Here is a 23,224-nt window from a genome sequence, read left to right on the forward strand (position 1 = left end):
CGCAATGACGGGAAACATATAACGAATAGCGTGTAAGGATTAAGGCTTAGTAGTATCTGGTCGGCACTACTTAATATTAATTTATTATTAAAATGGAATTTGATCATGTCGTTTTTCAATCGGCGCGGTATCTTTTTACAACTGTTGGCTCCAAATATTACCAATCCGCAAGAAGCACGGGTTTCCATGCAACTCGCGCGCAAGCAATCGGGCTGGGACGCCGAACTCGGCGCGGTAAAGGACGTATTGGTGGATTCGGTCTACGTTGATGCGGTCTCCAATGATGGCGGGCGTTCATTCAGCATCAAATCGCTCAACAGTGATGTTGATGGAGATGGCGATATAGACAATGACGACAAGGCCAGGCTGTTGACGCTGGCGAAAGCTTATTCCAGCATCGTGAACCCCTAAAAATCAAATAAACCTGCATGAGTGCTCATGCAGGTTTATTTGTTTAAAGCCCCAATGTAGCGTTGGCTGATTATCGTTGTTCAGGTGCTTGAGGAATTGGAAAAAGATCTTCATCAATGGGTCGTTCAAGAAACACTTCAAGCGAAGTTAGCAGAGAGCGCGAATTACCCGGTGAAAAGAATGCCTCTCGAAAGGCCCTTCCTGCTTCCACATTGAAGACGCCGTCTCGTTCAAACCGTTTGAAAGCTTCAGACGCCAGTACCCCTGACCACTTATAGGCATAAAACGAAGCCTCGTAACCCGTCACCATATAGTCAAAGCTGTTGGCGAACCGGCAAGAGCTCGGCAGTTGCAGGGACGGGATCTCTTGTTGAATGTCGTCGAACACTTGCTGCACGCTGCGGCCATCGCCGTGGCTGCGATGCAATTCAAAGTCGAAGAGCGCGCCCATCAGCAGCTCCGCGGTTTGCCAGCTGGTCTGAGTCTGAGTAGCAACCAGTGCCCGTTCGACTCGCTCCTCGCTCAAACGCGCTCCTGTTTGATAATCCGCTGCGAGCCATAGCAAAAACTCTTTCGACTGACACCAGAGTTCGAACACCTGACCGGTGAATTCGGCACCGTCCCGGGCGAATCCGGAGATCCCCGAGAGGGTGTAGTGGGGTGTGCGCGTCAGCACTTGCTGCAGGCAATGACCAAACTCATGAAATAGCACCCGCAAATCCTGATGCACGAGCAGGCAAGGCTTGTCAGCAAAGCCCTGCGTGAAGTTGCCGTAAAGAATGGCAATGGGCAATGTCACTTGACCTTCGGCGTCGCCATGCCGGTTTCGTAATGTCGCAGTCCAGGCATAATCCGCTGCCCCGTCTCGGTGGAAAGGATCAAAGTAGATGTGCCCGACCACGCGATCGTGCTCGCTGACCTCAAACAATCGAACATCTTCGTGCCATTGAAAGAACGCCTTTTGTTCGATAATCCTGATCCCGAACATGCGCTCGCTGAACAGGCACAATCGGCGCAAAGTTCCATCCAGCGGGAAATAGGATTTCAGGTTTTTCAGCGCACCGGCCTGCGTGTGTTGACGCAATTGTTCGGCAAGGTAGTCACGATCCCAAGGCTGGATGTCGGCAATGTTGTAATCAAGCGCGAAGGCCTTGAGTGCCTGGGCATCGCTTTCAATTTCCGGTGTTAACAATGCGATTTGGTGGCGCAGAAACGCGCTGACGTGCGCTTCGGATTCGGCCATTTTTGTTGCCAGCCCCAGTTGCGCAAAGTTTGCATACCCCAGCAATTGCGCTTTACGTTGGCGCAGGGCCAACAGCGACTCCAGCACCGGACCGTTGTCGTATTGGCCCGCGTGGGGACCTTGATCCGAAGCCCGGGTCGTGTAGGCGATGAAGTACTCTTCGCGAAGCGCCCGATCCTCGGCATGGGTCATCACTTGCAGGTAAGTGTTTTGGTCCAGCCGCATCAGCCAGCCGTCGTGGCCCTCCTTTTGCGCATTGAAAGCAAGGCTCGCTTTCATGGCCGGGGACAAGCCGTTGAGTCGCGCCTCATCATCGAAGCGTTTCTCCCAGGCTTGCGTGGCGATTTCCAGTTGCTTGATGAACAGGCTTTCGAACACGCCGATAGCCTCATGGGTGCGCACGAGTACTTGCTGTTGTTGGGCATTCAAATCAATTCCGGACATCCGGAATGTCCGCAGGATATTGCCAAGCGCAACCTGACGAGGCTCATCGAAGTTCAGCGCAATCGGACTGTTTGCCAGCTGCTGATAAGTCTCGAACAACGGTCTGTTGTTCATCTTCTCGGACTTGTACCGTACGGCAGCATTGCGACTTTTAATATTCGCCATCAGCCAGGCTGCGTCGTCGACGTTCACCCCGTCGAGGGTTTCGATGACGGTCATGGCTTCGGCGAGACGCGCATCCATTTCATCGACAGCTATGACCAGGTCGTCCCAGGTCGGGAATACGGTTTGGCTGGCGATGACGGCGGCCAGGGCCTGCCGGTTTTCAGAGATTATTGTCTCGATGGCCGGCACGAGATGTTCGGCGCGGATCATCGTCCAGGGCGGCAGTGTCCATTTCTGCAGCAGTGGATTGGTTTGAGTCATGGCGTCTTCCTTGAGTGAGGGCTGAATGGGTCAGCCTACTCAGGAAGCGCGGGGGAAGGGTGGTACATAGTTACCGCCTTTTACGCCGTTACGGCGTAAGAGGCGGGATTGTTCATTCGTGCTTTTTCTTCAACTTGGGATTGGGGAAAAACTGCACAGCCTGCACTTTGGTATCCGGAGCTTTCAACGCGGAAGTATTGACCCGGGTGCCCAACTCTTTCGGCACGGACAGGCCTTGTTCATTCAGCGTGTCGGCATACCCGCAGGCCACACACTCACGGTGCGGAACATCATTTTCGCTCCACATCCGCAACTTGTCCGGTTCGCTGCATGCGGGGCAGACGGCCCCGGCGATGAAGCGTTTTTTAGTGATCACTGGCCCCTCACTCATGCTGCGGCGTCCGCACTCAGGCCGCTATGACGCAAGAGTGCGTCAATTGAGGGCGCACGGCCACGAAAGTCGACGAACAGCACCATTGGCTCCTGAGAGCCACCGCGGGCGAGGATCGCTTCACGGAAGGCGCGACCGGTTTCAGCGTTAAGCACGCCGTCCTCTTCGAATTTCGAGAACGCGTCGGCCGACAGCACTTCAGCCCATTTGTAGCTGTAGTAGCCAGCCGCATAACCGCCGGCGAAGATGTGCGCGAAGCTATTGGGGAACCGGTTGTAGGCGGGTGGACGCATGACCGAAACTTCGTCCCGCACGCCTTCGAGTACCTGCAGCGGGCTGCGGCCATCGCCGCGGGTGGCGTGCAGTTCGAAGTCGAACAGCGAGAATTCCAGCTGGCGCACCATCATCAGGCCGGACTGGAAATTCTTCGCCGCGAGCATTTTTTCCAGCAGATCCTGGGGCAACGGCTCGCCGGTTTCGTAGTGACCGGAAATCAGTGCCAGACCTTCCGGCTCCCAGCACCAGTTTTCCATGAACTGACTCGGCAACTCGACCGCATCCCAGGCCACACCGTTGATGCCGGACACGCCGGCATGATCGACGCGGGTCAGCAGGTGATGCAGGCCGTGCCCGAATTCGTGAAACAGGGTCGTGACTTCATCGTGAGTCAGCAGCGCCGGTTTACCGCTGTCGGCCGGGGTAAAGTTGCACACCAGATTGGCCACCGGGCTTTGCAGCACGCCTTCGGCGGTACGGCGACGGTCGCGAGCGCCGTCCATCCAGGCACCACCGCGCTTGTTCGCGCGAGCGTAAAGGTCGAAGAAGAAACGGCCGACGTGTTGGCCGTTCTCCTTGATCTCGAACAGGCGAACATCCGGGTGCCAGGTGTCAAAACCTTTTTGTTCGGCGATCTCGATGCCGTACAGGCGCTGGACGATAGCGAACAGGCCGCCCAGCACTTTATCGATCGGGAAGTAGGCGCGAAGGGCTTCCTGGGCAACGCTGTAGCGCTGTTCGCGCAGTTTTTCACCGTAGAAGCCGCTGTCCCAGCTTTGCAGGTCCGGGCAGCCTTGTTCGGCCGCGTAGGCTTTGAGCTGCTCCAGGTCCTGAGCGGCGAACGGCTTGCTGCGCTTGGCCAGGTCACGCAGGAAAGTCAGCACCTGATCGCTGGATTCAGCCATTTTGGTGGCCAGGCTCAGCTCCGAGAAACTGGCGAAGCCCAGCAGTTTTGCCAGCTCCTGGCGCAGGTCGAGAATTTCTTCCATGACCGGGCCGTTGTCGTTCTGACCGGCATTTGGGCCTTGGTCCGAGGCGCGGGTGCAGTAGGCGGCGTAGACTTCTTCGCGCAGCGCGCGGTCGTGCGCGTAGGTCATCACCGCGTAGTAGCTCGGGAATTCCAGGGTAATGAGGAAGCCGTCGAGGCCTTTGGCCTGCGCCGCTGCCGCCATCTGCGCTTTGGCCGAATCCGTCAGACCGGCGAGGGCGGCCTCATCGGTAACGTGTTTGGTCCAGGCTTGCGTGGCGTCGAGCAACTGATTGGAGAAACGACTGCCCAGTTCGGACAATTTGCTTTGCACCTCGGCGTAGCGCTGCTGCTCGGCAGGCGGCAGGTCGATACCCGACAAACGGAAGTCGCGCAGCGAGTGTTCCAGGATGGTTTTTTGCGCCACGTCGAAACCCGCTGCTTGCGGGCTGTGCGCCAGGGCCTCGAAGGCCTGAAACAGCTCGCGGTTCTGGCCCATCTCGGTCGAGTAGGCGCTGAGGGCTGGCAGGCAGGATTCATAGGCTTCGCGCAATTCGGCGCTGTTGCACACGGCGTTCAAGTGACTGACCGGGCTCCAGGCCGCGCCCAATCGATCATTGAGCTCGTCCATCGCCAGCACCAGGCCGGCCCAGGTCGGTTGTTTGCCCTGGGTTTTGAGGATTTCGATAATGGCGGCGCGGTTGTCAGCCAGGATCTGTTCAATGGCCGGTTGCACGTGTTCGGCCCGGATCGCCGAGAACGGCGGCAGGTCGTAGGACTGCAAAAGAGGGTTGTTCACGCTCACGTTTGGCACCTTGGCTGGAAGAAACATGCGCCCATCTTAATTACAATCGACGTTCACCGCAGCTATCAGCAAAAGAGAGAGAGCCTATCGTGACCCTTCGCACGTATCAGAATCACACGCCGCTGCTTGGCAAAGGCGCTTTTGTCGACAGCTCGGCGGTGGTAATCGGCGACGTCGAAATCGGCGAAGACAGCTCGGTCTGGCCGCTGACGGTGATCCGTGGCGACATGCACCGTATCCGCATCGGCGCCCGCACCAGCGTGCAGGATGGCTGCGTGTTGCATATCACCCACGCCGGCCCGTTCAACCCCGATGGCTTCGCGTGCCTGATCGGCGATGACGTGACCATCGCGCACAAAGTCATGCTGCATGGCTGCACCGTTGGCAGTCGGGTGCTGATCGGCATGGGCAGCATCGTTATGGACGGTGCGGTGGTTGCCGACGACGTGATCATCGGTGCCGGCAGTCTGGTGCCACCGGGCAAGCGTCTGGACAGCGGATTTCTTTATGTCGGCAGCCCGGTCAAACAGATCCGCCCGCTGACGGACAAGGAAAAAGCTTTTTTCACCTACAGCGCGGCGAATTACGTGAAGCTCAAGAATCTGCACCTGGCCGAAGGCTACGACAAAGATTGAATCATCCCGCGACTGCTCAGGAATTTTCATGCATTACCAAACGATTTTGTTCGACCTTGATGGCACGCTGACCGATCCGCGAGAAGGCATCACCCGTTCGATCCAGTTCGCCTTGAGCAAACTGGGAATCGATGAACCCGACCTGACCAGGCTCGAACACTTCATCGGTCCGCCGTTATTGCAGGCGTTCATGCAGTTCTACAACTTCGACGAAGCCAAGGCCTGGCAAGCGGTGAATTTCTACCGCGAGCGATTTAAAGTCACCGGGCTATATGAAAACCGTGTGTTCGATGGCGTTACACCGCTACTGGAAACGCTCGGCGCCCAAGGACGACAGCTGTATATCGCCACGTCCAAGCCGTGGATTTTCGCCCGGGAAATCGCCCGACACTTTGACTTCGCCAAACACTTCAAGGTGATTTACGGCAGCGAACTGGATGGCACCCGCACCAACAAGGTCGAACTGATTGCGCATCTGATGGCGGAAGAAGACCTTGCCCCGGCCAACACGCTGATGATCGGCGACCGCAAGCACGACCTGATCGGCGCGCGCAGCAACGGCTTGCACGCCGCCGCCGTGGGTTATGGGTTTGGCAGCCGGGAAGAACTGAGCGCGGAACGGCCGACATACCATTTCGAGACGCTGGATGAGATGCATCGGGCGTTTTTGCGGGGTTAACGAATTCGCCCTTGGCAACATGGGCTGCGGGTAAGGTTGGGTTGAAGGACGCCACCGCGGGCAAGCCTTGCTCACGGATTTTGCACGACCCGCCTGCGGGCGCAAGGCTCGCCCGCGAAGGCGACTGCCAAATCCCCTCAAATTCCCGCTCCTGCCAATACCTTCATCGCTGCTTTGCGTTGCGCAACCGGCAGTGCGCCCAGCTTTTCGGCTGCCGCATAAAACTTCATCCAGTCCCCGCCCATCTGCCGAAACAACGCAGCAAATGCCGGCACCCATTGATCATATAAACCAAACGGCAACAAACGGGCATTGTTCATAGGTGCATAAATCCACGCGTCATAACGTTTGTCTCCCGCCCATTGGCAGTCGCGCAACTGGCGATACTCGGTGCGGAGTCGTTCGAATTCGGTGGCTTTACGCTTGCGCATTTCCTCAGCAGCCAGTGGCTGGGCGTACAGCCGTTCAAGCCGGGAGCGGGCCTCCAGCACCAACTGAATAAACTGCTCCCGCTGCCGCGCCCGCGCGTCGTCCGCCGGCGGCATGCCGCGAAATGCCCGCCACTGTCGCGTGCCTTCCTGTTCCACGAACGTGGCGAAAGACTCGTTGAACTCGGTGTCATCCTTCACATAGATACGCTGATGCGCCAGTTCATGAAAGATCAGCGTCGCCAGCCGCTCGTCTCCCCAACCCATCATCGAACTCATAATCGGATCGTTGAACCAGCCGAGCGTCGAATAAGCCTCGACGCCGCCGATCGCCACGTCCATACCTTGCAGCTGCATCAATGCAGCCTCGCCGCGAGCCGCATTCTGGTTGTAATAACCTCGGTAAGCGACGCAGCCGGCGATGGGAAAACAGTGGTTCTGCGGCGCCAGGGAAAATTCCGGCGTGGCAAAGACGTTCCAGACGACGTAAGGCCGACCAATGTCGGCATACAGGCGATAACTCTGGTTATCCGGCAGATGCAAATGCTCGCTGGCAAACGTCCGGGCCTTTTGCGACTGGGCCAGATGGGCTCGCAGTTTTTCATCGCGGGCAGGATCGGCGATGACGTCTGCGACCGGCACGCGAGCGTTCAACAGCTGCAGCTGACCACTGGCCAGTTGGCCGTAATAGCTGACGCTGGTGCACCCGCTGAGCAACAAAAACATCACACCCGGAAACAAAACGCGTAAAACGCGATCAAGTAACCCAAGGCTTGGAAGCGGCCTGATCAAAATAAAATCATCCCTGGAAAGTCTGCCCGCAAGACTATCCCGCCTGACTGGAGCTCCGCTATGCGTAAGATGATGCTGACGGGAGGCTTATTGATGCTGACCGGCTGCGCTGGTTTCGGCTTGCCTCAACAGGATCCGGCGCAAGCCTGGATTGATCTTCATCCGCAGCAGGAAGATACCGCGCTGCAGGCTGTGGAGGTCGACGACAAGGCCGCTACTGACAAGCGCTATTTCGAGGTGCAGCCCGGCAGCCATGAGTTGACTGTGCGTTATCAATTCCCGGTTCAGCCGACCAACATCGGTCCTGATGCCGAACCACTGTGGCGCGACTGCCAGTTGAACGTGAAATTCAACGATTTCAACGCTGGGCAGAAGTACCAACTGCAAGCGGGAAACATTGGGTTTCGGCCGTGGGCAAAGCTCTATGACCAACACCGAAAAGTGATTGGCCAAGGCACGCCCGCAGGCTGCCAACGTACTTGAACAGCGCTATGCTGAATGACTAGGCATCGGGACATTGATCATGCGCAGTTTGACGTTGTTACTGGCCGCCAGTGTGATGACTGGCTGCACGAGCCCGCTACCGGCGGTTAACCCGCAGATGGCGTGGGTGGAGTTCTCGACGCCATTCCCGAACGATAAGCTGCTGATGGCCGAGCGTCTGGACAATCAGCGATTGAGCGACGGACGTTATTTCCAGGTCACTCCGGGCAGTCATGAGCTGATCGTACGCTTCGACTTTGAAGTGCCCGGTGGCGGTGGCATGGGCTCAATGAGCAGTCCCGCGGAACGGTTGTGTTATCTGACCATCAGCTACGATCATTTCGAAGCTGGCCAGCGCTATGTGCTGGAAGGCCGGTCTGTTTCGTTTACCCCCAGTGCCCGCCTGTACAACGCCAAGCGTGAAATTGTGGCGGAAGATCGGCAGGCTTACTGCATTACCTAAAGGTGATCAAGCGTCGTTTCTTTGATAGATGATGCCTTTGGTTCCGTTCTCGCATCTACCCACGACCATGGCTACGTCATGTTTGTCCGCTTCTTCCTTGGAAACAATTTCCAACGTGTAGGAGGGCACTGCGTTTGCCTGAATAGTTACTTCAATCTCTTTCTTGAGTTCTTCACAGTCTTTGGGTGCCGCGAACGCCGACGTTGCCAGCGCACTGCAGAAAACCGCCAGGGCAAAACGTTTCATGGTTGAAGCTCCTTGATGCAGCGCGCATGGAAAGTGCGCTTCAGCTGCTGTCATTTATTGGACCACATCGACGCTGGCGGGGTTTTGTTTCAGGACAAAAAAATCGCAGCCTGTCGAAGGCTGCGATCCTGTATTGCAACTTACTGAATCAGCTGATCAGCGTCGCCTCCAGGCTGATTTTCGCGTTCAGCACTTTCGAAACCGGGCAACCTTCTTTGGCCTTGTTGCTCAGCTCCTCGAATTGCGCCTGGTTGACACCCGGGATCTTCGCTTTAAGGATCAGCTTCACCGCCGTAATCGCAAAACCCCCTTCGACTTGATCCAAAGTCACTTCGGCGTTGGTATCGATGCTGTCAGCCGTGAAACCGGCGTCGCCGAGAATCATCGAAAACGCCATCGAGAAACAGCCGGCGTGGGCAGCACCGATCAGCTCTTCAGGATTTGTACCTTTACCGCCTTCGAAACGCGCTTTGAAGCCGTAGGGCGCTTCTCTGAGCACGCCGGTTTCAGTGGAAATCGAGCCGATGCCGGTTTTCAGGTCACCTTCCCAATGTGCCGATGCTTTCTTGGTAATAGCCATATCTGCCTCTTGGAGTTCGGGCGCGAAGCATCGCGCCTTGGGGATTTCGGTTGTTAGGGTTCTGAGGATAGACGGTGATGCAAAGTTCACCCGATCTGATTAGTCCTACCATTTTCGTAGGAAATTTTGCCTCGGCTATTGAATCTCGGGTATATGCCCTCATTGCATGAACACGCTTATGGATTCGTCAGGTTTTCGTTTTCAAGAAAAAACCTGCGACCTCACATTGGAGAAGCAGGCTTATGAAACATCTGTCCGATATCAAATTCTCAGCACTTGACCTGGTGCCCGTGCGCGAAAATGGCAGCCCGGCGGAGTCCTTGCGCAACTCGCTGGACCTGGCGCAGCGTGTAGAAAAATTCGGCTACAACCGTTTCTGGGTGGCCGAGCACCACAACATGGACGGTATCGCCAGTTCGGCAACCTCGGTGCTGCTTGGTTACCTGGCCGGTGGTACATCGACCATTCGCGTCGGCTCGGGCGGTGTAATGCTGCCTAACCACGCACCGCTGGTGATCGCCGAGCAGTTCGGCACGCTCGAAAGCCTTTATCCGGGCCGTATCGACTTGGGCCTGGGCCGTGCGCCCGGGTCGGACCAAATGACTGCCCGCGCCCTGCGCCGTGAACGTTCTGGTAGCGCTGACGATTTTCCGGAAGATGTTGCGGAGCTGATGCATTACCTCGGCCCGCGAACTGCGGATCAACGTGTCATCGCCATGCCGGGCACTAACACCAATGTCCCGGTCTGGCTGCTGGGCTCGAGCCTGTTCAGTGCGCAGCTGGCTGGTCAGCGCGGTTTGCCCTACGCCTTCGCATCCCATTTCGCACCGCGCTTCATGCATGAGGCGATTCGCGTCTATCGCAATCACTTCAAGCCTTCGGCGGTGCTGGATAAACCTTACGTCATGCTCGGCGTTCCCTTGGTGGCGGCTGACACGGATGAGCAGGCGGATTACCTGGCGACGTCGGTCTACCAGCGCATTCTCGCGCTCATGCGCGGACAGAGCCTGGTGCAGCGCCCTCCGGTGAACTCCATGGACGGTCTGTGGTTGCCGCATGAGAAGGAAGCGGTGGGCGATTTCCTCGGCCTTGCGATGGTGGGCAGTCCTGAAAAAATCCGTGCGAAGCTGGACGTTCTTGTCGAGCAGACGCAGGCGGACGAGCTGATCTTCACCTGTGATCTTTACGAACACGCTGATCGCGTACATTCGTATGAGCTGTTGGCGCAGGTGATGAAAGGCTGATCCGCAGGCATAAAAAAGCCGACGTCGTGCGTCGGTTTTTTTAATTAATCGGGAAATCAGCCTCTTTTGTAGACGATTTCCTTGGTGCCCTTCTCGCAGGTGCCGACGACCTTCCCATCAGCTGCGGTGCCTTTGTCGACAATGTCCAGTGAGTAGTTCGATGCGCCTTTGGCATCGATTTTCGCGGCGATCTCAGCCTTCAACTCTTCGCATGGCTTGCCTTCAGCAAACGCTGTACCGGCAAGGCTTAACAAACCTAACGCTAAAACAAAATTCTTCATCATTTGCATTCCTGGTCGGATCATCAGGGACATCCGACAACACGCCGGATGTACTTATGTAGCGTTTTGCCATTCCCTATGGCATTCGGCCAGCGCGCAAGTTCAGAAGCTGGCTCAATCTCAGCTGCTGGCAATACGGAAGCCGACCTTTAGCGTCACCTGGAAATGGGCGGCTTTGCCGTTTTCGATGTGCCCACGGGTTTCGGTCACTTCAAACCATTCCAGATTCTTGATGGTCTTGTTGGCTTCGGCCAGCGCGTTGTTGATTGCGTCCTCGATGCTGCTCACGGACGAGCCGACAAGCTCGATCTTCTTGTAGGTGTGGTGATCGGTCATAGCGTTCTCCTCGGGTTTGAATACAGCCTAGCAGTGATTTTTCCTAATTCTTCTGTGGGCAATTGCGACATGGAAGTTCAGATTTACTGCACTTTCTCGCACCACCGCAGTCCCATCCAACACACGCCACTCATCACCAATGCAGGAGAGCCACCATGGCCAACACTTCTTTACGTAAAGCCTCATTGCAAAGCATGGAAGCCGAGATCGAGAGTCTGCTGAAGTCTTTGGAAAATCTGAAGGACGACGCTTCCGACGAGTCGCGTAAAACCCTCACCGTCTTGAAAACCAACGCTGAGAACGCGCTGAAGCATTCGCGCCATCTGCTCAGCGATGCGTATGAAGAAGTCAAAGTCAAAACCCGCGAAACCGGGATTGCGACTCGCGATTACGCCCAGGAGCACCCTTGGACTACCGCAGGCGTCGCAGTCGGCGCTGTGGGTCTGCTGGCGGCTTACTTGCTGTGCAAACGCGGCAACTGATCCGTTTGGCGCAGCTCATTTTTTAACCACTGCGCCAACTGCCTGGCGCGCCCATCCGCGGCGCGCTTGGGTAGCCATAACGCCAGTTGCGCCGCAGTTTCACTGAAGCCCCACGGTGCGACCAGGCGACCGGCCTTCAAATCCTCGGCCACCAGCGGTTCAGGCGCAATCGCCACGCCTAACCCCGCCACCGCTGCCTCCAGCAGATAATACAGATGCTCGAAACCCTGACCGAACTTCAACGCTTTGGCGTCGAGGCCGCTTTGTTGCGCCCAACTTGGCCAGGCCTGTGGGCGGGAGGTGGTGTGAAGCAGCGGCTCGTCCAGCAGCGCGATTGCGGGCGCATCCTTCAGGGTTACGTAACCGGCATATCGCGGGCTCAGGACTGGACCGATGCGTTCGCTGGTCAATTCGTAAACTTGCATGTCTGCTGGCCACGGAGGTTCGGCGAACACCAATAGCGCGTCCAGTCCAGGACGGCGAGGGTCGAGATCGCCTTCGCCGGCGGACAGGTGCAGGCGCAGGTCCGGCAAATCCGCATTCAACCGTCCCAGCCGCGGTATGAACCAGCGTGCCAGCAGACTCCCAGAGCAACCGAGGACGAACGGGGCATCCGCGCTGCTTTGCGTCAGTTCGGCACACGCGGTGCGCAATCGTTCGAACGCCTCAGTACTGGCGTCGCGCAAGCGACTGCCTGCACCTGTGAGTTTAAGGCCGCGCCCATCCTTGACGAAAAGGCTAACACCGAGGTGTTCCTCAAGCAGTTTCAATTGTCGGCTGACCGCACCGTGCGTCACGTGCAATTGTTCAGCTGCCTGACTGACACTGTTCAAACGAGCAGTGGCTTCGAAGGCGCGAAGGGCGTTGAGTGGCGGAAGGTCGTGGCTCATGGGATCTGTGAGTTTTCCTGACAGGTTGTGGTGATCTTATCGGTTTTCACAGTACGGCGTCAGGGGTAGAGTTGGGTCATTGTTATCTCATGCATTCAACTGGAGCGACTCATGACCCAGACCAATCTGCGCAACGGCCCCGACGTTAACGGCCTGTTTGGCGATTTCGGCGGCCGCTACGTCGCTGAGACCCTGATGCCGTTGATCCTCGAACTGGCTCGCGAATATGAAGGAGCCAAAGAAGATCCGGCGTTCAAAGAGGAATTGGCCTACTTCCAGCGCGACTATGTCGGACGTCCCAGCCCACTGTATTTTGCCGAACGTCTGACAGAGTTTTGCGGCGGCGCGAAGATTTATCTCAAGCGAGAAGAGCTCAATCACACAGGCGCGCACAAGATCAATAACTGCATCGGCCAGATTCTGCTGGCGCGGCGCATGGGCAAAAAACGCATCATTGCCGAGACCGGCGCCGGCATGCACGGTGTGGCAACCGCCACCGTCGCCGCACGTTTCGGTCTGGATTGCGTGATCTATATGGGCACCACCGACATCGAGCGCCAGCAGGCCAACGTCTTCCGTATGAAGCTGCTGGGGGCCGAAGTCATTCCTGTTGTTGCCGGTACCGGCACGCTTAAGGATGCGATGAACGAAGCGCTTCGCGACTGGGTCACCAACGTCGACAGCACTTTCTACCTGATCGGCACCGTCGCGGGTCCGCATCCGTATCCAGCCATGGTCCGCGACTTCCAGGCAGTTATTGGCAAAGAAACCCGGGACCAGTTGCAAGCTCAGGAAGGTCGTCTTCCGGACAGCCTGGTCGCCTGTATCGGTGGCGGCTCCAATGCCATGGGCCTGTTCCACCCGTTCCTCGACGACAAAAGTGTCGAGATCATCGGTGTCGAAGCGGCTGGACACGGTATCGAAACCGGCAAGCACGCCGCGAGCCTGAACGGTGGCGTACCCGGTGTGCTGCACGGCAACCGCACGTTTCTGTTGCAAGACGACGATGGCCAGATCATCGACGCTCATTCGATTTCCGCCGGCCTCGACTACCCGGGTATCGGCCCGGAACACGCCTGGTTGCATGACATCGGTCGCGTTCAATACACCTCGGTGACCGACGACGAAGCCCTCGATGCCTTCCATAAATGCTGCCGCCTGGAAGGAATTATTCCAGCTCTGGAAAGCGCCCATGCTTTGGCTGAAGTGTTCAAACGCGCACCGAAGCTGCCGAAGGATCACCTGACGGTGATCAACCTGTCCGGTCGCGGCGACAAAGACATGCAAACCGTCATGCACCATATGGAGCAGGCTCAACAAGAGCGCTCCCGGCAGGAGAAACACTGATGAGCCGCCTGCAAACACGTTTTGCCGAACTCAAGCAACAGAATCGCGCAGCTCTGGTCACCTTCGTTACTGCCGGCGACCCGAGCTATGAGACGTCACTCGCGATCCTCAAAGGGTTGCCCGGTGCGGGCGCCGATGTGATCGAGTTGGGCATGCCCTTCACCGATCCCATGGCTGACGGCCCGGCGATCCAGCTGGCTAACATCCGCGCATTGGCTGCCAGGCAAAATCTGGCGAAAACCCTGCAAATGGTTCGTGAGTTCCGCGAAGGCAACAGCGAAACGCCGCTGGTGCTGATGGGTTACTTCAACCCGATTCACATGTATGGCGTAACGCGTTTTATTGCTGACGCAAAAGAGGCGGGGGTCGATGGCCTGATCGTGGTCGACCTGCCGCCCGAGCATAACAGCGAGTTGTGCGAACCGGCGCAGGCTGCGGGGCTGGACTTCATCCGTCTGACCACGCCGACTACCGATGACATTCGTCTGCCAACCGTATTGAACGGCAGCTCCGGTTTCGTCTATTACGTGTCGGTGGCCGGTGTGACCGGCGCTGGCGCCGCGACGCTGGAACATGTGGAAGAAGCAGTCGCCCGTTTGCGTCGTCACACCGATCTGCCGATCAGCATCGGTTTTGGCATTCGCACACCGGAACAAGCCGCATCGATCGCGCGTTTGGCAGATGGTGTTGTCGTGGGATCTGCATTGATCGATCACATCGCGATGGCCGACACACCGGCACAAGCGATTGATGGGGTGTTGAGCCTTTGTGCTGCATTGGCCAATGGTGTGCGAAACGCCCGTGGTACTGCTGCGGCGTAAGAGCGCAATAAAAAAGATCGTCCGAATGCGGCCTGAGCCGGCGGACGATCTTTTCTTTTTCAGGGCAACTCCAGACCGCCCGCCGCCTTGTGCAGCTTGCGCAAATGCTCGCCCACCTGCTTCAGGTTGGCTTCGTTAGCAGCCATTTCCGCTGCACGGCTTGGCTCCAGCAATGCCCTCACTTCCTTGTCCAGATCCCCGGTCAGCGCCTGCAGCTGCTTCTGGCGCAGACTGCTTTCCGATTCCAGCCGCTGCCATTCGCTCGGTTGAGGTAACCCATAACCGCCAGTACCCAACAATTCCGCGGGGCGGCTGAGGAAACCACTGTTGGCGAGAATCTGCTGCAAGGTCGCGTTGGCCTTGTCCATGCCGCCATTTTTCAGCTCCCGGGCCCCGAGATAGCGCTGCTTGACCTCGTCCTGAGCCAACACCATTTGCTGACGGAAACTGGCTTGTTCGAGCAACAGCAATGCCGCGCTGGTGCGCAGGTCAGCCTGATCGATCCACGGTCGACGTTCTTCGGCCTTCAGGGATAACCAGTCTTCAACTTTTTCCTGTTTGATCGGCAGATGCTTCTTCAGCACTTCGAACATCGCTTGATAGCGGTCCCGGAAGGAGTCGAAGCGATAGCCCAGACGAAGTGCTTCGCGAGGATCATCCAGCACGCTGGTGTCCGCCAGCCCGCGGCCTTTGAGCACTTCAAGCAAGCCGTTGGGCATGATGCTGTCGAGGCCGACCAGTTGCGAATTGTTGGAGCCGCTGCGCAGTAATTTCAGGCCTTCAACGGCGCAGTTGTTGGACAGGAAGAAATAGTTACCGTCGTAACTCCAGTGCATTTCGGCGGCGTGTTCCACCACGTCTTCCACTTCCTGGCGTGACAGGTTCAACGGAACCGAGGCCAGGCTACGCAGTTCGGTTTTGGTGTATTCATCGATGACTTGCGCCAGCGGCAGAACGAACAGGCGCGAGGGATATTTGCCCACCAAGCCGTCCCAACTCGACAGCTGCACATCGCCCACGAAGGCGCGATAAGACAGAACCAGGTGCTGGTCCAGGTCCAGTCGACAATCCGGACCCCGTGGCCGACCGGGGGCGCAGATCACCAGACGCAACATGCTGTGGCCCCAGCGGCTGACCCAATTCTGGTTGGCCTCGGCGAGCAGGTAATCGACGGCGTAGACGCGCTCCGGATCGACTTGTCCCAGCGGCTGCTTGGCAAAATCGTTACCGGCATTGAGGAAAGCGAAGGACTTGCCGCACGTGGCTTGGGCAGCAGGGGCCCAGCCAAAATGGTCTTTGTAATAGCGATACAACGCCGGGCGGCGGCAGGCATAGCTCGGATCAAGCAGGAAATACTCCATGTTGACCGCTACAAATTCCTTGGGGCTGCTGGTTTCGTACAGATCCGGGCTGCGGGCAACTTGTCGGTTGTGCTGCTCGCGTTCGCCGCGACGACCCACGTATTGCGGCCAGCCAGCCAGATCCAGCAGACGCGGATCGTCGCTAAGGGTGAAGCGTCGATCCGATTGCCCGCGACATTGGTCTGGAATGCCGATCAGGCCTGAACTGCTGCTGCGTTGTGTGCAGCGCACAATCAACGTCCGTTCAGCGGCAGGCCACAAACGCGAGCGGTCGTAAATGTGGGTGAGTTCGTGCAGGACCGTCGCAAGCATTTCCCGGCGAACGGTGCCGTGAGGTCGATGGGTTTTCTGCGTGGCAGCGCTGCCATCCGTGAGGCTGTCGAGCAGGTTGCGATTGAGGTCGAGCTCGGATACCAGTGACGCCTGGCCATAAGCGTTGCCGGGCATTTTATCGGTCCAGCCGACATCGATGCGCCGATCGAGTTGCTCGATGAATCTGGGCGGCAGTGCCTGCATGGCTTCATCGAGCAACGCCTGGCTGGCCTGTTGTTGCGCAGGGCTCAGACCCTCGGCCTTGAGCTTTAATTGCAGGCCAGCCTGGGCCGTGTTGCCGAGCAGCAACAGCACCCCGGCCAGCAGCCAGGCGAACAATGGTTTCACAGTGCGAGAATGGCTTCGGCGAGCACCTGATCGCTTGCGTCACGCGCTTGCGGAACCCGGGCACGCAGTGTGCCAAAAGCTGCTTCGAGGTTCGCGCCACGGATGTCGCCATCGCTGGCCACAAAACTGGCGGCGTCATCATGGGCTTCGCGGATGATTTTCGAGTCGCGAATGGAAGTTGTGGTGTCAGAAGTGAAATCAATGGTGCGGCGGGTGGCATTGACCAGGATGTTACTGGTGGCAACCAGGGTCTGCGCCTGGGCCATATCGGCAATGAACAGAAGGCCAAGGACAGCAGCGATCAAAGGGCTACGCATGGAACGACTCCGCAAAAATTAGGATAACTATTGGACGAGAATTGCCTGCGCCAGTTCAAGGTCGCTGGCAGGAAGTTTCGGCTCGGTTCTGCGCAGGTAACTCAGTGCGGATTCCAGGCGCGCGCCTCGCAGTTCGCCGTCACTGGCAATGAACGCCGCCGCGTCATCCTGCGCATCGAGCAGCAGCTTACGGTCGAACGGGGCGGAGGTCACCATGCTCGAGGCATAGCTGGTGGCTACGATGCCTTGAGTAGACAGATTAAACGCATCGTAGGCGTGGGCCGAAGATGTCCAGCAGGTCGCCAAAACAGGCAGGAGCAGAAAAATTTGAGAAAAACGCATGGGGCTCGATGACAGGAAATGAGCACCAAGGCTAGCGCAACGGTCGATCCAGAGCCAGTTTCGAAACATCGGGACACGCGAGGCGTGTCCCGTCAGTACGGCGTTACAGAGTCAAAATAGCCTGGGCCAACTGTGAGTCCGTTGCGTTCAGTTGCGGCGCTCGTACGCGGATATGGTCAAGCGCACTTTCCAGCTTCACGCCGCGAATGGCCCCTTCGCTGGCAACGAAACTGGCCGCATCGTCCCGGGCTGCGCGAACAATCTTGTCGTCGCGAAAAGAGGACGTAATATCCGAAGTTGCGTCTGAAGTGGCCTTCAGTGCGCCGACGATGGAGTCAGTGGTCACAATGAAGCTGGAAGCGTTGGAATTGGCGGCCACGGCGAGCAAGGCTGCAGCGCTGAGCAGGCGAAGACGGGACATGGTGTAACTCCTGTGATTGATCTGATTAGAAGTGGGACTGTGGGGATCAGACGTCAGTTACACGTCGCGCGCTACTTCTGCGCTGATTTTAGGCCTGTCCGCTGCAATCCGCACAGCCTGGAATCGCTTCGCAAAGCCAATTAATGCCAAATTGTGAAATTGTACCGGTAGATTCAACATTATTAAGAACTGTACCAGTCATGAATTTGGTGCCCATAAACGACAAAACCCGCCGCGGTTTCCCGCGACGGGTTTTGTTTTTTGAATTCGGTGCTGGCGGAGGACCCGTTGGGTCAGAGCCAGCGACGCTGATTTAGCGCCAGAACGGCTTGCTCAGCTCTTCATAGCGTTGTGCTTCGCTGATACCGGCGTCCGCCAGCAGACGCGAGTCCAGACGAGCCAGTTGATGGCGGCTGGAGATGCGGCGCTGCCACAACATCAGGTTGGCGATAACGCGCAAAGGCATGGAAGCTTGAGTTTTTGCATCAGTGTTTTCAAAGAACAGGTCGGAACTGAGTGTACGTTCCATGGTTGACATCCTTCCGCTTGTGGCGGGATTAGGTAGTGGTTTAACTGATGCCAATGATCCTCTCGTTTGGCCAGTCTCTCTAGATACAGTTCACCTGTATTGTGAGAGACCAGTTAACTGTTAAAGGGCGGTGTACTGGTCAATTTTGAGGCAACTGTACCTGTCTGCACTGATATAGTGCGTTAAAGCGCTTTTGGAAGGTGTTCGTAGGCTGAAGCTGTAGGAAAAGACCCGTACAGCAGTACAGTTTTTCGCAGCGCGCTGGGTACGGCCTGGATCAAAACTGTGTCTGCAGCTGCGCCGTTGTAATCACGACGGTAGCATTTTTCCGGTTTCTTCCAGGTTGATGTGCCAGCTCAGGGCATCGCGCAGAATATGCGGCGTGTGCCCGCCGATTGCGCAAGCAGCTGTAAAGTAGTCCTCCAGGGCCTGACGATAGGCCGGATGGACACAGTTATCGATGATCACACGAGCCCGCTCGCGCGGGGCCAGACCGCGCAGATCCGCCAAACCTGTCTCGGTCACGAGAATGTCTACGTCATGTTCGGTGTGATCGACATGGCTGACCATAGGCACCACGCTGGAAATCGCACCGCCCTTGGCAATCGATTTGGTGACGAAGATCGCCAAATGCGCATTGCGTGCAAAATCGCCTGAGCCGCCGATCCCGTTCATCATTCGCGTGCCGCACACGTGGGTAGAGTTGACGTTACCGTACAGGTCGAATTCCAAGGCAGTGTTAATGCCGATTATGCCGAGCCGCCGCACCACTTCCGGATGGTTGGAGATCTCCTGGGGGCGCAGAATCAACTTGTCTTTGTAGCGCCCCAGATTGCCAAACACATCGGCATTGCGACGGCTCGACAAGGTAATCGAACTGCCCGAGGCGAAACTCAGTTTGCCGGCGTCAATCAGGTCAAAAGTCGAATCCTGCAACACCTCGGAGTACATGGTCAGTTCTTCGAACGGCGAATCGATCAGCCCGCACATCACCGAATTGGCGATGGTGCCAATGCCGGCCTGCAAGGGGCCGAGCTTGTTGGTCATACGGCTGGCGGCTACTTCCTGTTTGAAGAAGTCGATCAGGTGGTTGGCAATGGCTTGGGTATCAACGTCCGGCGGCAGCACGGTTGACGGCGAGTCGGGCTGGTTGGTGATCACGATGGCGACAATCTTTTCCGGCGGAATCGGTATCGCGCTGCTGCCAATGCGATCGTCGACTTTCACCAACGGGATCGGCGTACGCGTTGGCCGGTAAGTGGGGATATAGATGTCGTGCAGGCCTTCGAGATTCGGGTCGTGTGCCATGTTGATCTCGACGATCACCTGCTTGGCGAAAATAGCGAAGCTGGCCGAGTTACCCACCGATGTCGTCGGCACGATATGGCCCTGTTCGGTGATTGCAACGGCTTCGATCACTGCAATGTCGGGAAGCTTGAGCTGCTGATTACGTAACTGCTCCACCGTTTCTGAAAGGTGCTGATCGATGAACATCACTTCGCCGGCATTAATGGCCTTGCGCAGCGTGCTATCGACCTGAAACGGCATACGTCGCGACAATACGCCAGCTTCGGTGAGCTGCTTGTCGAGGTCGTTGCCCAGACTCGCACCCGTCATCAGGGTAATTTTCAGCGGGGTGATTTTGGCGCGTTCTGCCAATGCGTGCGGCACGGCCTTGGCCTCGCCGGCACGAGTGAAACCACTCATGCCGACGGTCATGCCGTCTTCAATCAGCGCTGCTGCATCTGCGGCGCTCATCACTTTATCCAACAACGAAGACAGGCGAATACGATCACGGTACATGGAAGTTTTCTCGGATGACGAAAGCAAGGTCCGCAGTCTAGTGAATTCAGTGGGGGGCGTCCCGCTACAAAGGTCGCATTCGAGGCGTCTATTTCGCGGCTTTCAGACAAAACATCGTTACCGGATCGGTAACAGATGCAAACAAAAACGCCCCGAGATGTCGGGGCGTTTGTTTTGCCGAACGTGTTACTCCACGGCTTTGACCATGTCCTCGATGACTTTCTTGGCGTCGCCAAAAACCATCATGGTCTTGTCCAGATAGAACAGCTCGTTATCCAACCCGGCGTAGCCGCTGGCCATCGAGCGCTTGTTGACGATGATCGTTTTGGCTTTGAAGGCTTCGAGAATCGGCATGCCGGCGATTGGCGATTTCGGGTCGTTCTTCGCGGCCGGGTTGACCACATCGTTGGCGCCGAGGACCAGCACCACATCCGCCTGACCGAACTCGGAGTTGATGTCCTCCATCTCGAACACCTGGTCATAAGGCACTTCGGCCTCGGCCAGCAGGACGTTCATGTGCCCCGGCATGCGGCCCGCGACCGGGTGGATCGCGTACTTCACGGTCACGCCGCGATGGGTCAGTTTTTCCGTCAGTTCCTTCAGCGCATGCTGAGCGCGGGCGACCGCCAGGCCATAGCCTGGAACGATGATCACGGTGTCGGCATTGGTCAGCAGGAAGGTTGCATCATCAGCCGAGCCGGATTTGACCGGGCGAGCTTCTTTCTCACCTGCGGGACCTGCGTCGGCGGTATTGCCGAAGCCACCCAGCAGTACATTAAAGAAGGAACGGTTCATTGCCTTGCACATGATGTACGAGAGGATCGCACCGGACGAACCTACCAGCGAGCCGGCGATGATCAGCATCGAGTTGTTCAGCGAAAAGCCGATCCCCGCGGCTGCCCAGCCGGAGTAGCTGTTGAGCATCGACACCACCACCGGCATGTCTGCGCCACCGATCGGGATGATGATCAGCACACCCATCACAAACGCCAGGACCAGCATCAGAGCGAAAGCGCTCAGGCTACCGGTCAGCATGAAGGTGACGCCCAGCGCCAAAGTGGCAAGGCCCAGCAACAGATTCAGCTTGTGCTGACCGCCAAACTGTACGGGTGCGCCTTGAAACAGGCGGAACTTGTACTTGCCCGACAGCTTGCCGAAGGCGATCACCGATCCGGAGAAGGTGATTGCACCGATAGCGGCGCCGAGGAACAGCTCCAGACGGTTGCCCGCCGGAATCGCATCGCCCAGCTGTTTGACGATACCCAGCGATTGCGGCTCAACCACCGCTGCGATAGCGATGAATACCGCTGCCAGACCGATCATGCTGTGCATGAAGGCGACCAGTTCCGGCATCTTGGTCATTTCAACACGTTTGGCCATGATCGAACCGGCGGTGCCGCCCACCAGCAAGCCGACGATGACGTAACCGATGCCAGCAGTTGCGCCGCCTTGTTCTAAAGCGAGCGCGCCGAGCTTATAGATCAGGCCTACGGTGGTCAGAATCGCCAGGCCCATGCCGAGCATGCCGAACAGGTTGCCGCGCCGCGACGTAGTCGGGTGCGAAAGGCCTTTCAGCGCCTGGATGAAACAGATGGACGCAATCAAGTAGAGCGTCGTTACGAGATTCATGCTCATTACTTTGGCGCCTCTTCTTTTACTTTCGGGGCTTTTTTCTTGAACATCTCAAGCATTCGGCGGGTGACCAGGAAACCACCAAATACGTTGACCGCCGCCAGCGCGACCGCCAGGGTGCCCATGGTTTTGCCCAGCGGCGTGACGGTCAGCGCTGCTGCCAGCATCGCGCCTACGATGACGATCGCCGAAATTGCGTTGGTCACCGCCATCAATGGCGTGTGCAGTGCTGGTGTTACATTCCAGACCACGTGATAACCGACATAAATCGCCAGCACGAAGATGATCAGGTTGTAGATACCGGGGGAGATAAGCTCTTCCATCGTCTGAATCCCTGCTTAGGCGTTTTTGCGGATGACTTGGCCGTCGCGGCACATCAGGCACGCGGCGACGATATCGTCTTCCAGGTTCACTTCGAATTGGCCTTCCTTGTTGAAGACCAGCTTAAGGAAGTCCAGCAGGTTGCGCGCGTACAAAGCCGAGGCGTCTGCTGCGACCGCGCCGGCCAGATTGGTCGGACCGCAAATGGTCACGCCATTCTCGACGACGATCTGATCGGCCACGGTCAGCGGGCAGTTGCCCCCTTGCGCGGCAGCGAGGTCGATGACCACAGAACCCGGTTTCATCTGCGCCACCGTTTCGGCGCTCAACAGCGTCGGCGCCTTGCGCCCCGGGATCAGTGCGGTGGTGATAACGATGTCAGCCTGTTTGGCGCGTTCGTGCACCGCCAGGGCCTGGCGCTGCATCCAGCTGGCCGGCATTGGTCGCGCATAACCGCCGACACCGACGGCGCACTCGCGCTCTTCTTCGGTTTCGTAGGGTACATCGACGAATTTGGCCCCGAGGGATTCGATCTGTTCTTTAACCGCGGGCCGCACATCAGACGCTTCGATTACAGCACCCAGCCGCTTGGCAGTGGCGATCGCCTGCAAACCGGCCACGCCAGCGCCCAGAATCAGTACGCGCGCCGCTTTTACGGTGCCTGCAGCGGTCATCAGCATTGGCATGAAGCGTGGATAGTGGTGCGCGGCGAGCAGGACGGCTTTGTAACCGGCAATGTTCGCCTGAGACGACAACACATCCAGACTCTGGGCGCGGGAAGTTCGCGGCGCGGCTTCCAGTGCGAAGGCGGTAATCCCGCACTCGGCCAGTTTGGAAATGGTTTCATTGCTGAACGGGTTGAGCATGCCAACCACAACAGTGCCGCTCTTTATCAGCACCAGCTCGCTGTCGCTGGGGGCGACCACCTTTAGAATCAGCTCGGCACCAAACGCATCGGTGACGCTGCCAATAGTTGCACCTGCCGCTTCATAAGCGCTGTCGACGACACTGGCATTAATGCCGGCGCCGCTTTGAACGGTAATCCTATGACCTTGGCCGATCAGCTTCTTGATGGTTTCCGGGGTTGCAGCAACCCGCGTTTCACCCGTTTGGGTTTCGAGAGGAACACCAATGTGCACGTCAAATCTCCTGCGTGATCTTGTTAAGT

The 23,224-nt window shown here is 57.5% G+C and carries 27 protein-coding genes; 9 read left to right on the top strand and 18 right to left on the bottom strand.

What is annotated here, in order from left to right; translation table 11 throughout:
* Nucleotides 1-105: 105 nt before the first annotated feature.
* Complete coding sequence (locus ACYZT1_RS01255; protein WP_462017304.1) at nt 106-411, top strand: hypothetical protein; 306 nt, start codon at nt 106-108, stop codon at nt 409-411.
* 70 nt (nt 412-481) lie between these two features.
* Here the strand turns inward: ACYZT1_RS01255 and ACYZT1_RS01260 are convergent, their stop codons facing one another.
* The 3 genes from ACYZT1_RS01260 to prlC form a co-directional block, all read right to left on the bottom strand.
* Nucleotides 482-2,473, bottom strand: a complete 1,992-nt coding sequence (locus ACYZT1_RS01260; protein ID WP_462017305.1) for a M3 family metallopeptidase — start codon at nt 2,471-2,473, stop codon at nt 482-484.
* 163 nt (nt 2,474-2,636) lie between these two features.
* Nucleotides 2,637-2,915, bottom strand: a complete 279-nt coding sequence (locus tag ACYZT1_RS01265) for a YheV family putative zinc ribbon protein (protein WP_462017306.1) — start codon at nt 2,913-2,915, stop codon at nt 2,637-2,639.
* Nucleotides 2,912-4,963: an oligopeptidase A gene (gene prlC, locus ACYZT1_RS01270; RefSeq protein WP_462017307.1), complete on the bottom strand. Its 2,052-nt coding sequence runs from the start codon at nt 4,961-4,963 to the stop codon at nt 2,912-2,914. The genes ACYZT1_RS01265 and prlC overlap by 4 nt, the downstream gene beginning before the upstream one ends.
* A gap of 89 nt (nt 4,964-5,052) precedes the next feature.
* Between prlC and ACYZT1_RS01275 the strand changes: the two genes are divergently transcribed.
* Together ACYZT1_RS01275 and ACYZT1_RS01280 are read left to right on the top strand one after the other, a co-directional pair.
* Entirely contained in the window at nt 5,053-5,598 is a 546-nt protein-coding gene (locus ACYZT1_RS01275) for a gamma carbonic anhydrase family protein (protein WP_462017308.1), read from the top strand.
* Nucleotides 5,599-5,626: 28 nt separating this feature from the next.
* Nucleotides 5,627-6,277, top strand: a complete 651-nt coding sequence (locus ACYZT1_RS01280) for an HAD family hydrolase (RefSeq protein ID WP_462017309.1) — start codon at nt 5,627-5,629, stop codon at nt 6,275-6,277.
* 137 nt (nt 6,278-6,414) lie between these two features.
* Here ACYZT1_RS01280 and ACYZT1_RS01285 read toward each other — a convergent pair whose 3' ends face one another.
* Nucleotides 6,415-7,497 (bottom strand): aminopeptidase, encoded by a 1,083-nt coding sequence (locus tag ACYZT1_RS01285; RefSeq protein ID WP_462017310.1) that lies wholly within the window; start codon nt 7,495-7,497, stop codon nt 6,415-6,417.
* Nucleotides 7,498-7,557: 60 nt separating this feature from the next.
* On the opposite strand from ACYZT1_RS01285, the gene ACYZT1_RS01290 reads away from it, so the two are divergent.
* Both ACYZT1_RS01290 and ACYZT1_RS01295 read left to right on the top strand, forming a co-directional pair.
* Nucleotides 7,558-7,980 (top strand): PA0061/PA0062 family lipoprotein, encoded by a 423-nt coding sequence (locus tag ACYZT1_RS01290; protein ID WP_462017311.1) that lies wholly within the window; start codon nt 7,558-7,560, stop codon nt 7,978-7,980.
* A gap of 40 nt (nt 7,981-8,020) precedes the next feature.
* Nucleotides 8,021-8,443, top strand: a complete 423-nt coding sequence (locus tag ACYZT1_RS01295; protein ID WP_462017312.1) for a PA0061/PA0062 family lipoprotein — start codon at nt 8,021-8,023, stop codon at nt 8,441-8,443.
* A 6-nt stretch (nt 8,444-8,449) separates the two neighbouring features.
* Here the strand turns inward: ACYZT1_RS01295 and ACYZT1_RS01300 are convergent, their stop codons facing one another.
* On the bottom strand, nt 8,450-8,689 hold the full coding sequence (locus ACYZT1_RS01300; protein WP_462017313.1) for a DUF1161 domain-containing protein: 240 nt from the start codon (nt 8,687-8,689) through the stop codon (nt 8,450-8,452).
* Between the two features lie 148 nt (nt 8,690-8,837).
* The gene (locus tag ACYZT1_RS01305) at nt 8,838-9,269 is read right to left on the bottom strand and encodes an OsmC family protein (protein WP_462017314.1); all 432 of its coding nucleotides are present in this window, start codon (nt 9,267-9,269) and stop codon (nt 8,838-8,840) included.
* A gap of 242 nt (nt 9,270-9,511) precedes the next feature.
* On the opposite strand from ACYZT1_RS01305, the gene ACYZT1_RS01310 reads away from it, so the two are divergent.
* A complete protein-coding gene (locus ACYZT1_RS01310; RefSeq protein ID WP_462017315.1) occupies nt 9,512-10,513 on the top strand; it encodes an LLM class flavin-dependent oxidoreductase in 1,002 nt (333 codons plus the stop codon).
* 56 nt (nt 10,514-10,569) lie between these two features.
* Here the strand turns inward: ACYZT1_RS01310 and ACYZT1_RS01315 are convergent, their stop codons facing one another.
* Both ACYZT1_RS01315 and ACYZT1_RS01320 read right to left on the bottom strand, forming a co-directional pair.
* A complete protein-coding gene (locus ACYZT1_RS01315) occupies nt 10,570-10,794 on the bottom strand; it encodes a DUF1161 domain-containing protein (protein ID WP_462019325.1) in 225 nt (74 codons plus the stop codon).
* Nucleotides 10,795-10,914: 120 nt separating this feature from the next.
* Nucleotides 10,915-11,130 carry a dodecin gene (locus ACYZT1_RS01320; protein ID WP_461994910.1) on the bottom strand — a complete coding sequence of 72 codons (216 nt, stop codon included), beginning with the start codon at nt 11,128-11,130 and terminating at the stop codon, nt 10,915-10,917.
* A gap of 155 nt (nt 11,131-11,285) precedes the next feature.
* On the opposite strand from ACYZT1_RS01320, the gene ACYZT1_RS01325 reads away from it, so the two are divergent.
* Nucleotides 11,286-11,612 carry an ElaB/YgaM/YqjD family protein gene (locus tag ACYZT1_RS01325; RefSeq protein ID WP_462017316.1) on the top strand — a complete coding sequence of 109 codons (327 nt, stop codon included), beginning with the start codon at nt 11,286-11,288 and terminating at the stop codon, nt 11,610-11,612.
* Here ACYZT1_RS01325 and ACYZT1_RS01330 read toward each other — a convergent pair.
* The gene (locus ACYZT1_RS01330; protein WP_462017317.1) at nt 11,585-12,502 is read right to left on the bottom strand and encodes a LysR family transcriptional regulator; all 918 of its coding nucleotides are present in this window, start codon (nt 12,500-12,502) and stop codon (nt 11,585-11,587) included. The genes ACYZT1_RS01325 and ACYZT1_RS01330 overlap by 28 nt on opposite strands.
* Before the next feature lie 111 nt (nt 12,503-12,613).
* On the opposite strand from ACYZT1_RS01330, the gene trpB reads away from it, so the two are divergent.
* Together trpB and trpA are read left to right on the top strand one after the other, a co-directional pair.
* The gene (gene trpB / locus ACYZT1_RS01335) at nt 12,614-13,849 is read left to right on the top strand and encodes a tryptophan synthase subunit beta (protein ID WP_462017318.1); all 1,236 of its coding nucleotides are present in this window, start codon (nt 12,614-12,616) and stop codon (nt 13,847-13,849) included.
* On the top strand, nt 13,849-14,670 hold the full coding sequence (gene trpA / locus ACYZT1_RS01340; RefSeq protein WP_462017319.1) for a tryptophan synthase subunit alpha: 822 nt from the start codon (nt 13,849-13,851) through the stop codon (nt 14,668-14,670). The genes trpB and trpA overlap by 1 nt, the downstream gene beginning before the upstream one ends.
* Before the next feature lie 59 nt (nt 14,671-14,729).
* Here trpA and ACYZT1_RS01345 read toward each other — a convergent pair whose 3' ends face one another.
* The 9 genes from ACYZT1_RS01345 to ACYZT1_RS01385 form a co-directional block, all read right to left on the bottom strand.
* Nucleotides 14,730-16,691 carry a DUF7844 domain-containing protein gene (locus ACYZT1_RS01345; RefSeq protein ID WP_462017320.1) on the bottom strand — a complete coding sequence of 654 codons (1,962 nt, stop codon included), beginning with the start codon at nt 16,689-16,691 and terminating at the stop codon, nt 14,730-14,732.
* Nucleotides 16,688-17,008: a DUF2388 domain-containing protein gene (locus ACYZT1_RS01350; protein ID WP_462017321.1), complete on the bottom strand. Its 321-nt coding sequence runs from the start codon at nt 17,006-17,008 to the stop codon at nt 16,688-16,690. The genes ACYZT1_RS01345 and ACYZT1_RS01350 overlap by 4 nt, the downstream gene beginning before the upstream one ends.
* Before the next feature lie 27 nt (nt 17,009-17,035).
* Nucleotides 17,036-17,350, bottom strand: a complete 315-nt coding sequence (locus ACYZT1_RS01355; RefSeq protein WP_462017322.1) for a DUF2388 domain-containing protein — start codon at nt 17,348-17,350, stop codon at nt 17,036-17,038.
* 103 nt (nt 17,351-17,453) lie between these two features.
* Complete coding sequence (locus ACYZT1_RS01360) at nt 17,454-17,771, bottom strand: DUF2388 domain-containing protein (RefSeq protein ID WP_462017323.1); 318 nt, start codon at nt 17,769-17,771, stop codon at nt 17,454-17,456.
* A gap of 313 nt (nt 17,772-18,084) precedes the next feature.
* Nucleotides 18,085-18,300 carry a DUF1127 domain-containing protein gene (locus ACYZT1_RS01365; protein ID WP_462017324.1) on the bottom strand — a complete coding sequence of 72 codons (216 nt, stop codon included), beginning with the start codon at nt 18,298-18,300 and terminating at the stop codon, nt 18,085-18,087.
* Between the two features lie 309 nt (nt 18,301-18,609).
* Nucleotides 18,610-20,103 (bottom strand): acetyl-CoA hydrolase/transferase family protein, encoded by a 1,494-nt coding sequence (locus ACYZT1_RS01370; RefSeq protein ID WP_462017325.1) that lies wholly within the window; start codon nt 20,101-20,103, stop codon nt 18,610-18,612.
* 186 nt (nt 20,104-20,289) lie between these two features.
* Nucleotides 20,290-21,738 (bottom strand): NAD(P)(+) transhydrogenase (Re/Si-specific) subunit beta, encoded by a 1,449-nt coding sequence (locus ACYZT1_RS01375; protein ID WP_462017326.1) that lies wholly within the window; start codon nt 21,736-21,738, stop codon nt 20,290-20,292.
* Entirely contained in the window at nt 21,738-22,058 is a 321-nt protein-coding gene (locus ACYZT1_RS01380; RefSeq protein ID WP_003187417.1) for an NAD(P) transhydrogenase subunit alpha part 2, read from the bottom strand. Before ACYZT1_RS01380 ends, ACYZT1_RS01375 begins: the two co-directional genes overlap by 1 nt.
* A gap of 15 nt (nt 22,059-22,073) precedes the next feature.
* Entirely contained in the window at nt 22,074-23,195 is a 1,122-nt protein-coding gene (locus ACYZT1_RS01385; protein ID WP_462017327.1) for a Re/Si-specific NAD(P)(+) transhydrogenase subunit alpha, read from the bottom strand.
* Nucleotides 23,196-23,224: the final 29 nt, after the last annotated feature.

Source organism: Pseudomonas sp. PB3P13 (assembly GCF_054897735.1).

Bases quoted from the DNA above. Each gene is read 5' to 3' on its own strand.
- ACYZT1_RS01255 (WP_462017304.1), top strand. From the start codon at position 106: ATGTCGTTTTTCAATCGGCGCGGTATCTTTTTACAACTGTTGGCTCCA.
- ACYZT1_RS01260 (WP_462017305.1), bottom strand. From the start codon at position 2,473: ATGATCCGCGCCGAACATCTCGTGCCGGCCATCGAGACAATAATCTCT.
- ACYZT1_RS01265 (WP_462017306.1), bottom strand. From the start codon at position 2,915: ATGAGTGAGGGGCCAGTGATCACTAAAAAACGCTTCATCGCCGGGGCC.
- ACYZT1_RS01280 (WP_462017309.1), top strand. From the start codon at position 5,627: ATGCATTACCAAACGATTTTGTTCGACCTTGATGGCACGCTGACCGAT.
- ACYZT1_RS01290 (WP_462017311.1), top strand. From the start codon at position 7,558: ATGCGTAAGATGATGCTGACGGGAGGCTTATTGATGCTGACCGGCTGC.
- ACYZT1_RS01295 (WP_462017312.1), top strand. From the start codon at position 8,021: ATGCGCAGTTTGACGTTGTTACTGGCCGCCAGTGTGATGACTGGCTGC.
- ACYZT1_RS01300 (WP_462017313.1), bottom strand. From the start codon at position 8,689: ATGAAACGTTTTGCCCTGGCGGTTTTCTGCAGTGCGCTGGCAACGTCG.
- ACYZT1_RS01305 (WP_462017314.1), bottom strand. From the start codon at position 9,269: ATGGCTATTACCAAGAAAGCATCGGCACATTGGGAAGGTGACCTGAAA.
- ACYZT1_RS01310 (WP_462017315.1), top strand. From the start codon at position 9,512: ATGAAACATCTGTCCGATATCAAATTCTCAGCACTTGACCTGGTGCCC.
- ACYZT1_RS01315 (WP_462019325.1), bottom strand. From the start codon at position 10,794: ATGAAGAATTTTGTTTTAGCGTTAGGTTTGTTAAGCCTTGCCGGTACA.
- ACYZT1_RS01320 (WP_461994910.1), bottom strand. From the start codon at position 11,130: ATGACCGATCACCACACCTACAAGAAGATCGAGCTTGTCGGCTCGTCC.
- ACYZT1_RS01325 (WP_462017316.1), top strand. From the start codon at position 11,286: ATGGCCAACACTTCTTTACGTAAAGCCTCATTGCAAAGCATGGAAGCC.
- ACYZT1_RS01330 (WP_462017317.1), bottom strand. From the start codon at position 12,502: ATGAGCCACGACCTTCCGCCACTCAACGCCCTTCGCGCCTTCGAAGCC.
- trpB (WP_462017318.1), top strand. From the start codon at position 12,614: ATGACCCAGACCAATCTGCGCAACGGCCCCGACGTTAACGGCCTGTTT.
- trpA (WP_462017319.1), top strand. From the start codon at position 13,849: ATGAGCCGCCTGCAAACACGTTTTGCCGAACTCAAGCAACAGAATCGC.
- ACYZT1_RS01350 (WP_462017321.1), bottom strand. From the start codon at position 17,008: ATGCGTAGCCCTTTGATCGCTGCTGTCCTTGGCCTTCTGTTCATTGCC.
- ACYZT1_RS01355 (WP_462017322.1), bottom strand. From the start codon at position 17,350: ATGCGTTTTTCTCAAATTTTTCTGCTCCTGCCTGTTTTGGCGACCTGC.
- ACYZT1_RS01360 (WP_462017323.1), bottom strand. From the start codon at position 17,771: ATGTCCCGTCTTCGCCTGCTCAGCGCTGCAGCCTTGCTCGCCGTGGCC.
- ACYZT1_RS01365 (WP_462017324.1), bottom strand. From the start codon at position 18,300: ATGGAACGTACACTCAGTTCCGACCTGTTCTTTGAAAACACTGATGCA.
- ACYZT1_RS01370 (WP_462017325.1), bottom strand. From the start codon at position 20,103: ATGTACCGTGATCGTATTCGCCTGTCTTCGTTGTTGGATAAAGTGATG.
- ACYZT1_RS01375 (WP_462017326.1), bottom strand. From the start codon at position 21,738: ATGAGCATGAATCTCGTAACGACGCTCTACTTGATTGCGTCCATCTGT.
- ACYZT1_RS01380 (WP_003187417.1), bottom strand. From the start codon at position 22,058: ATGGAAGAGCTTATCTCCCCCGGTATCTACAACCTGATCATCTTCGTG.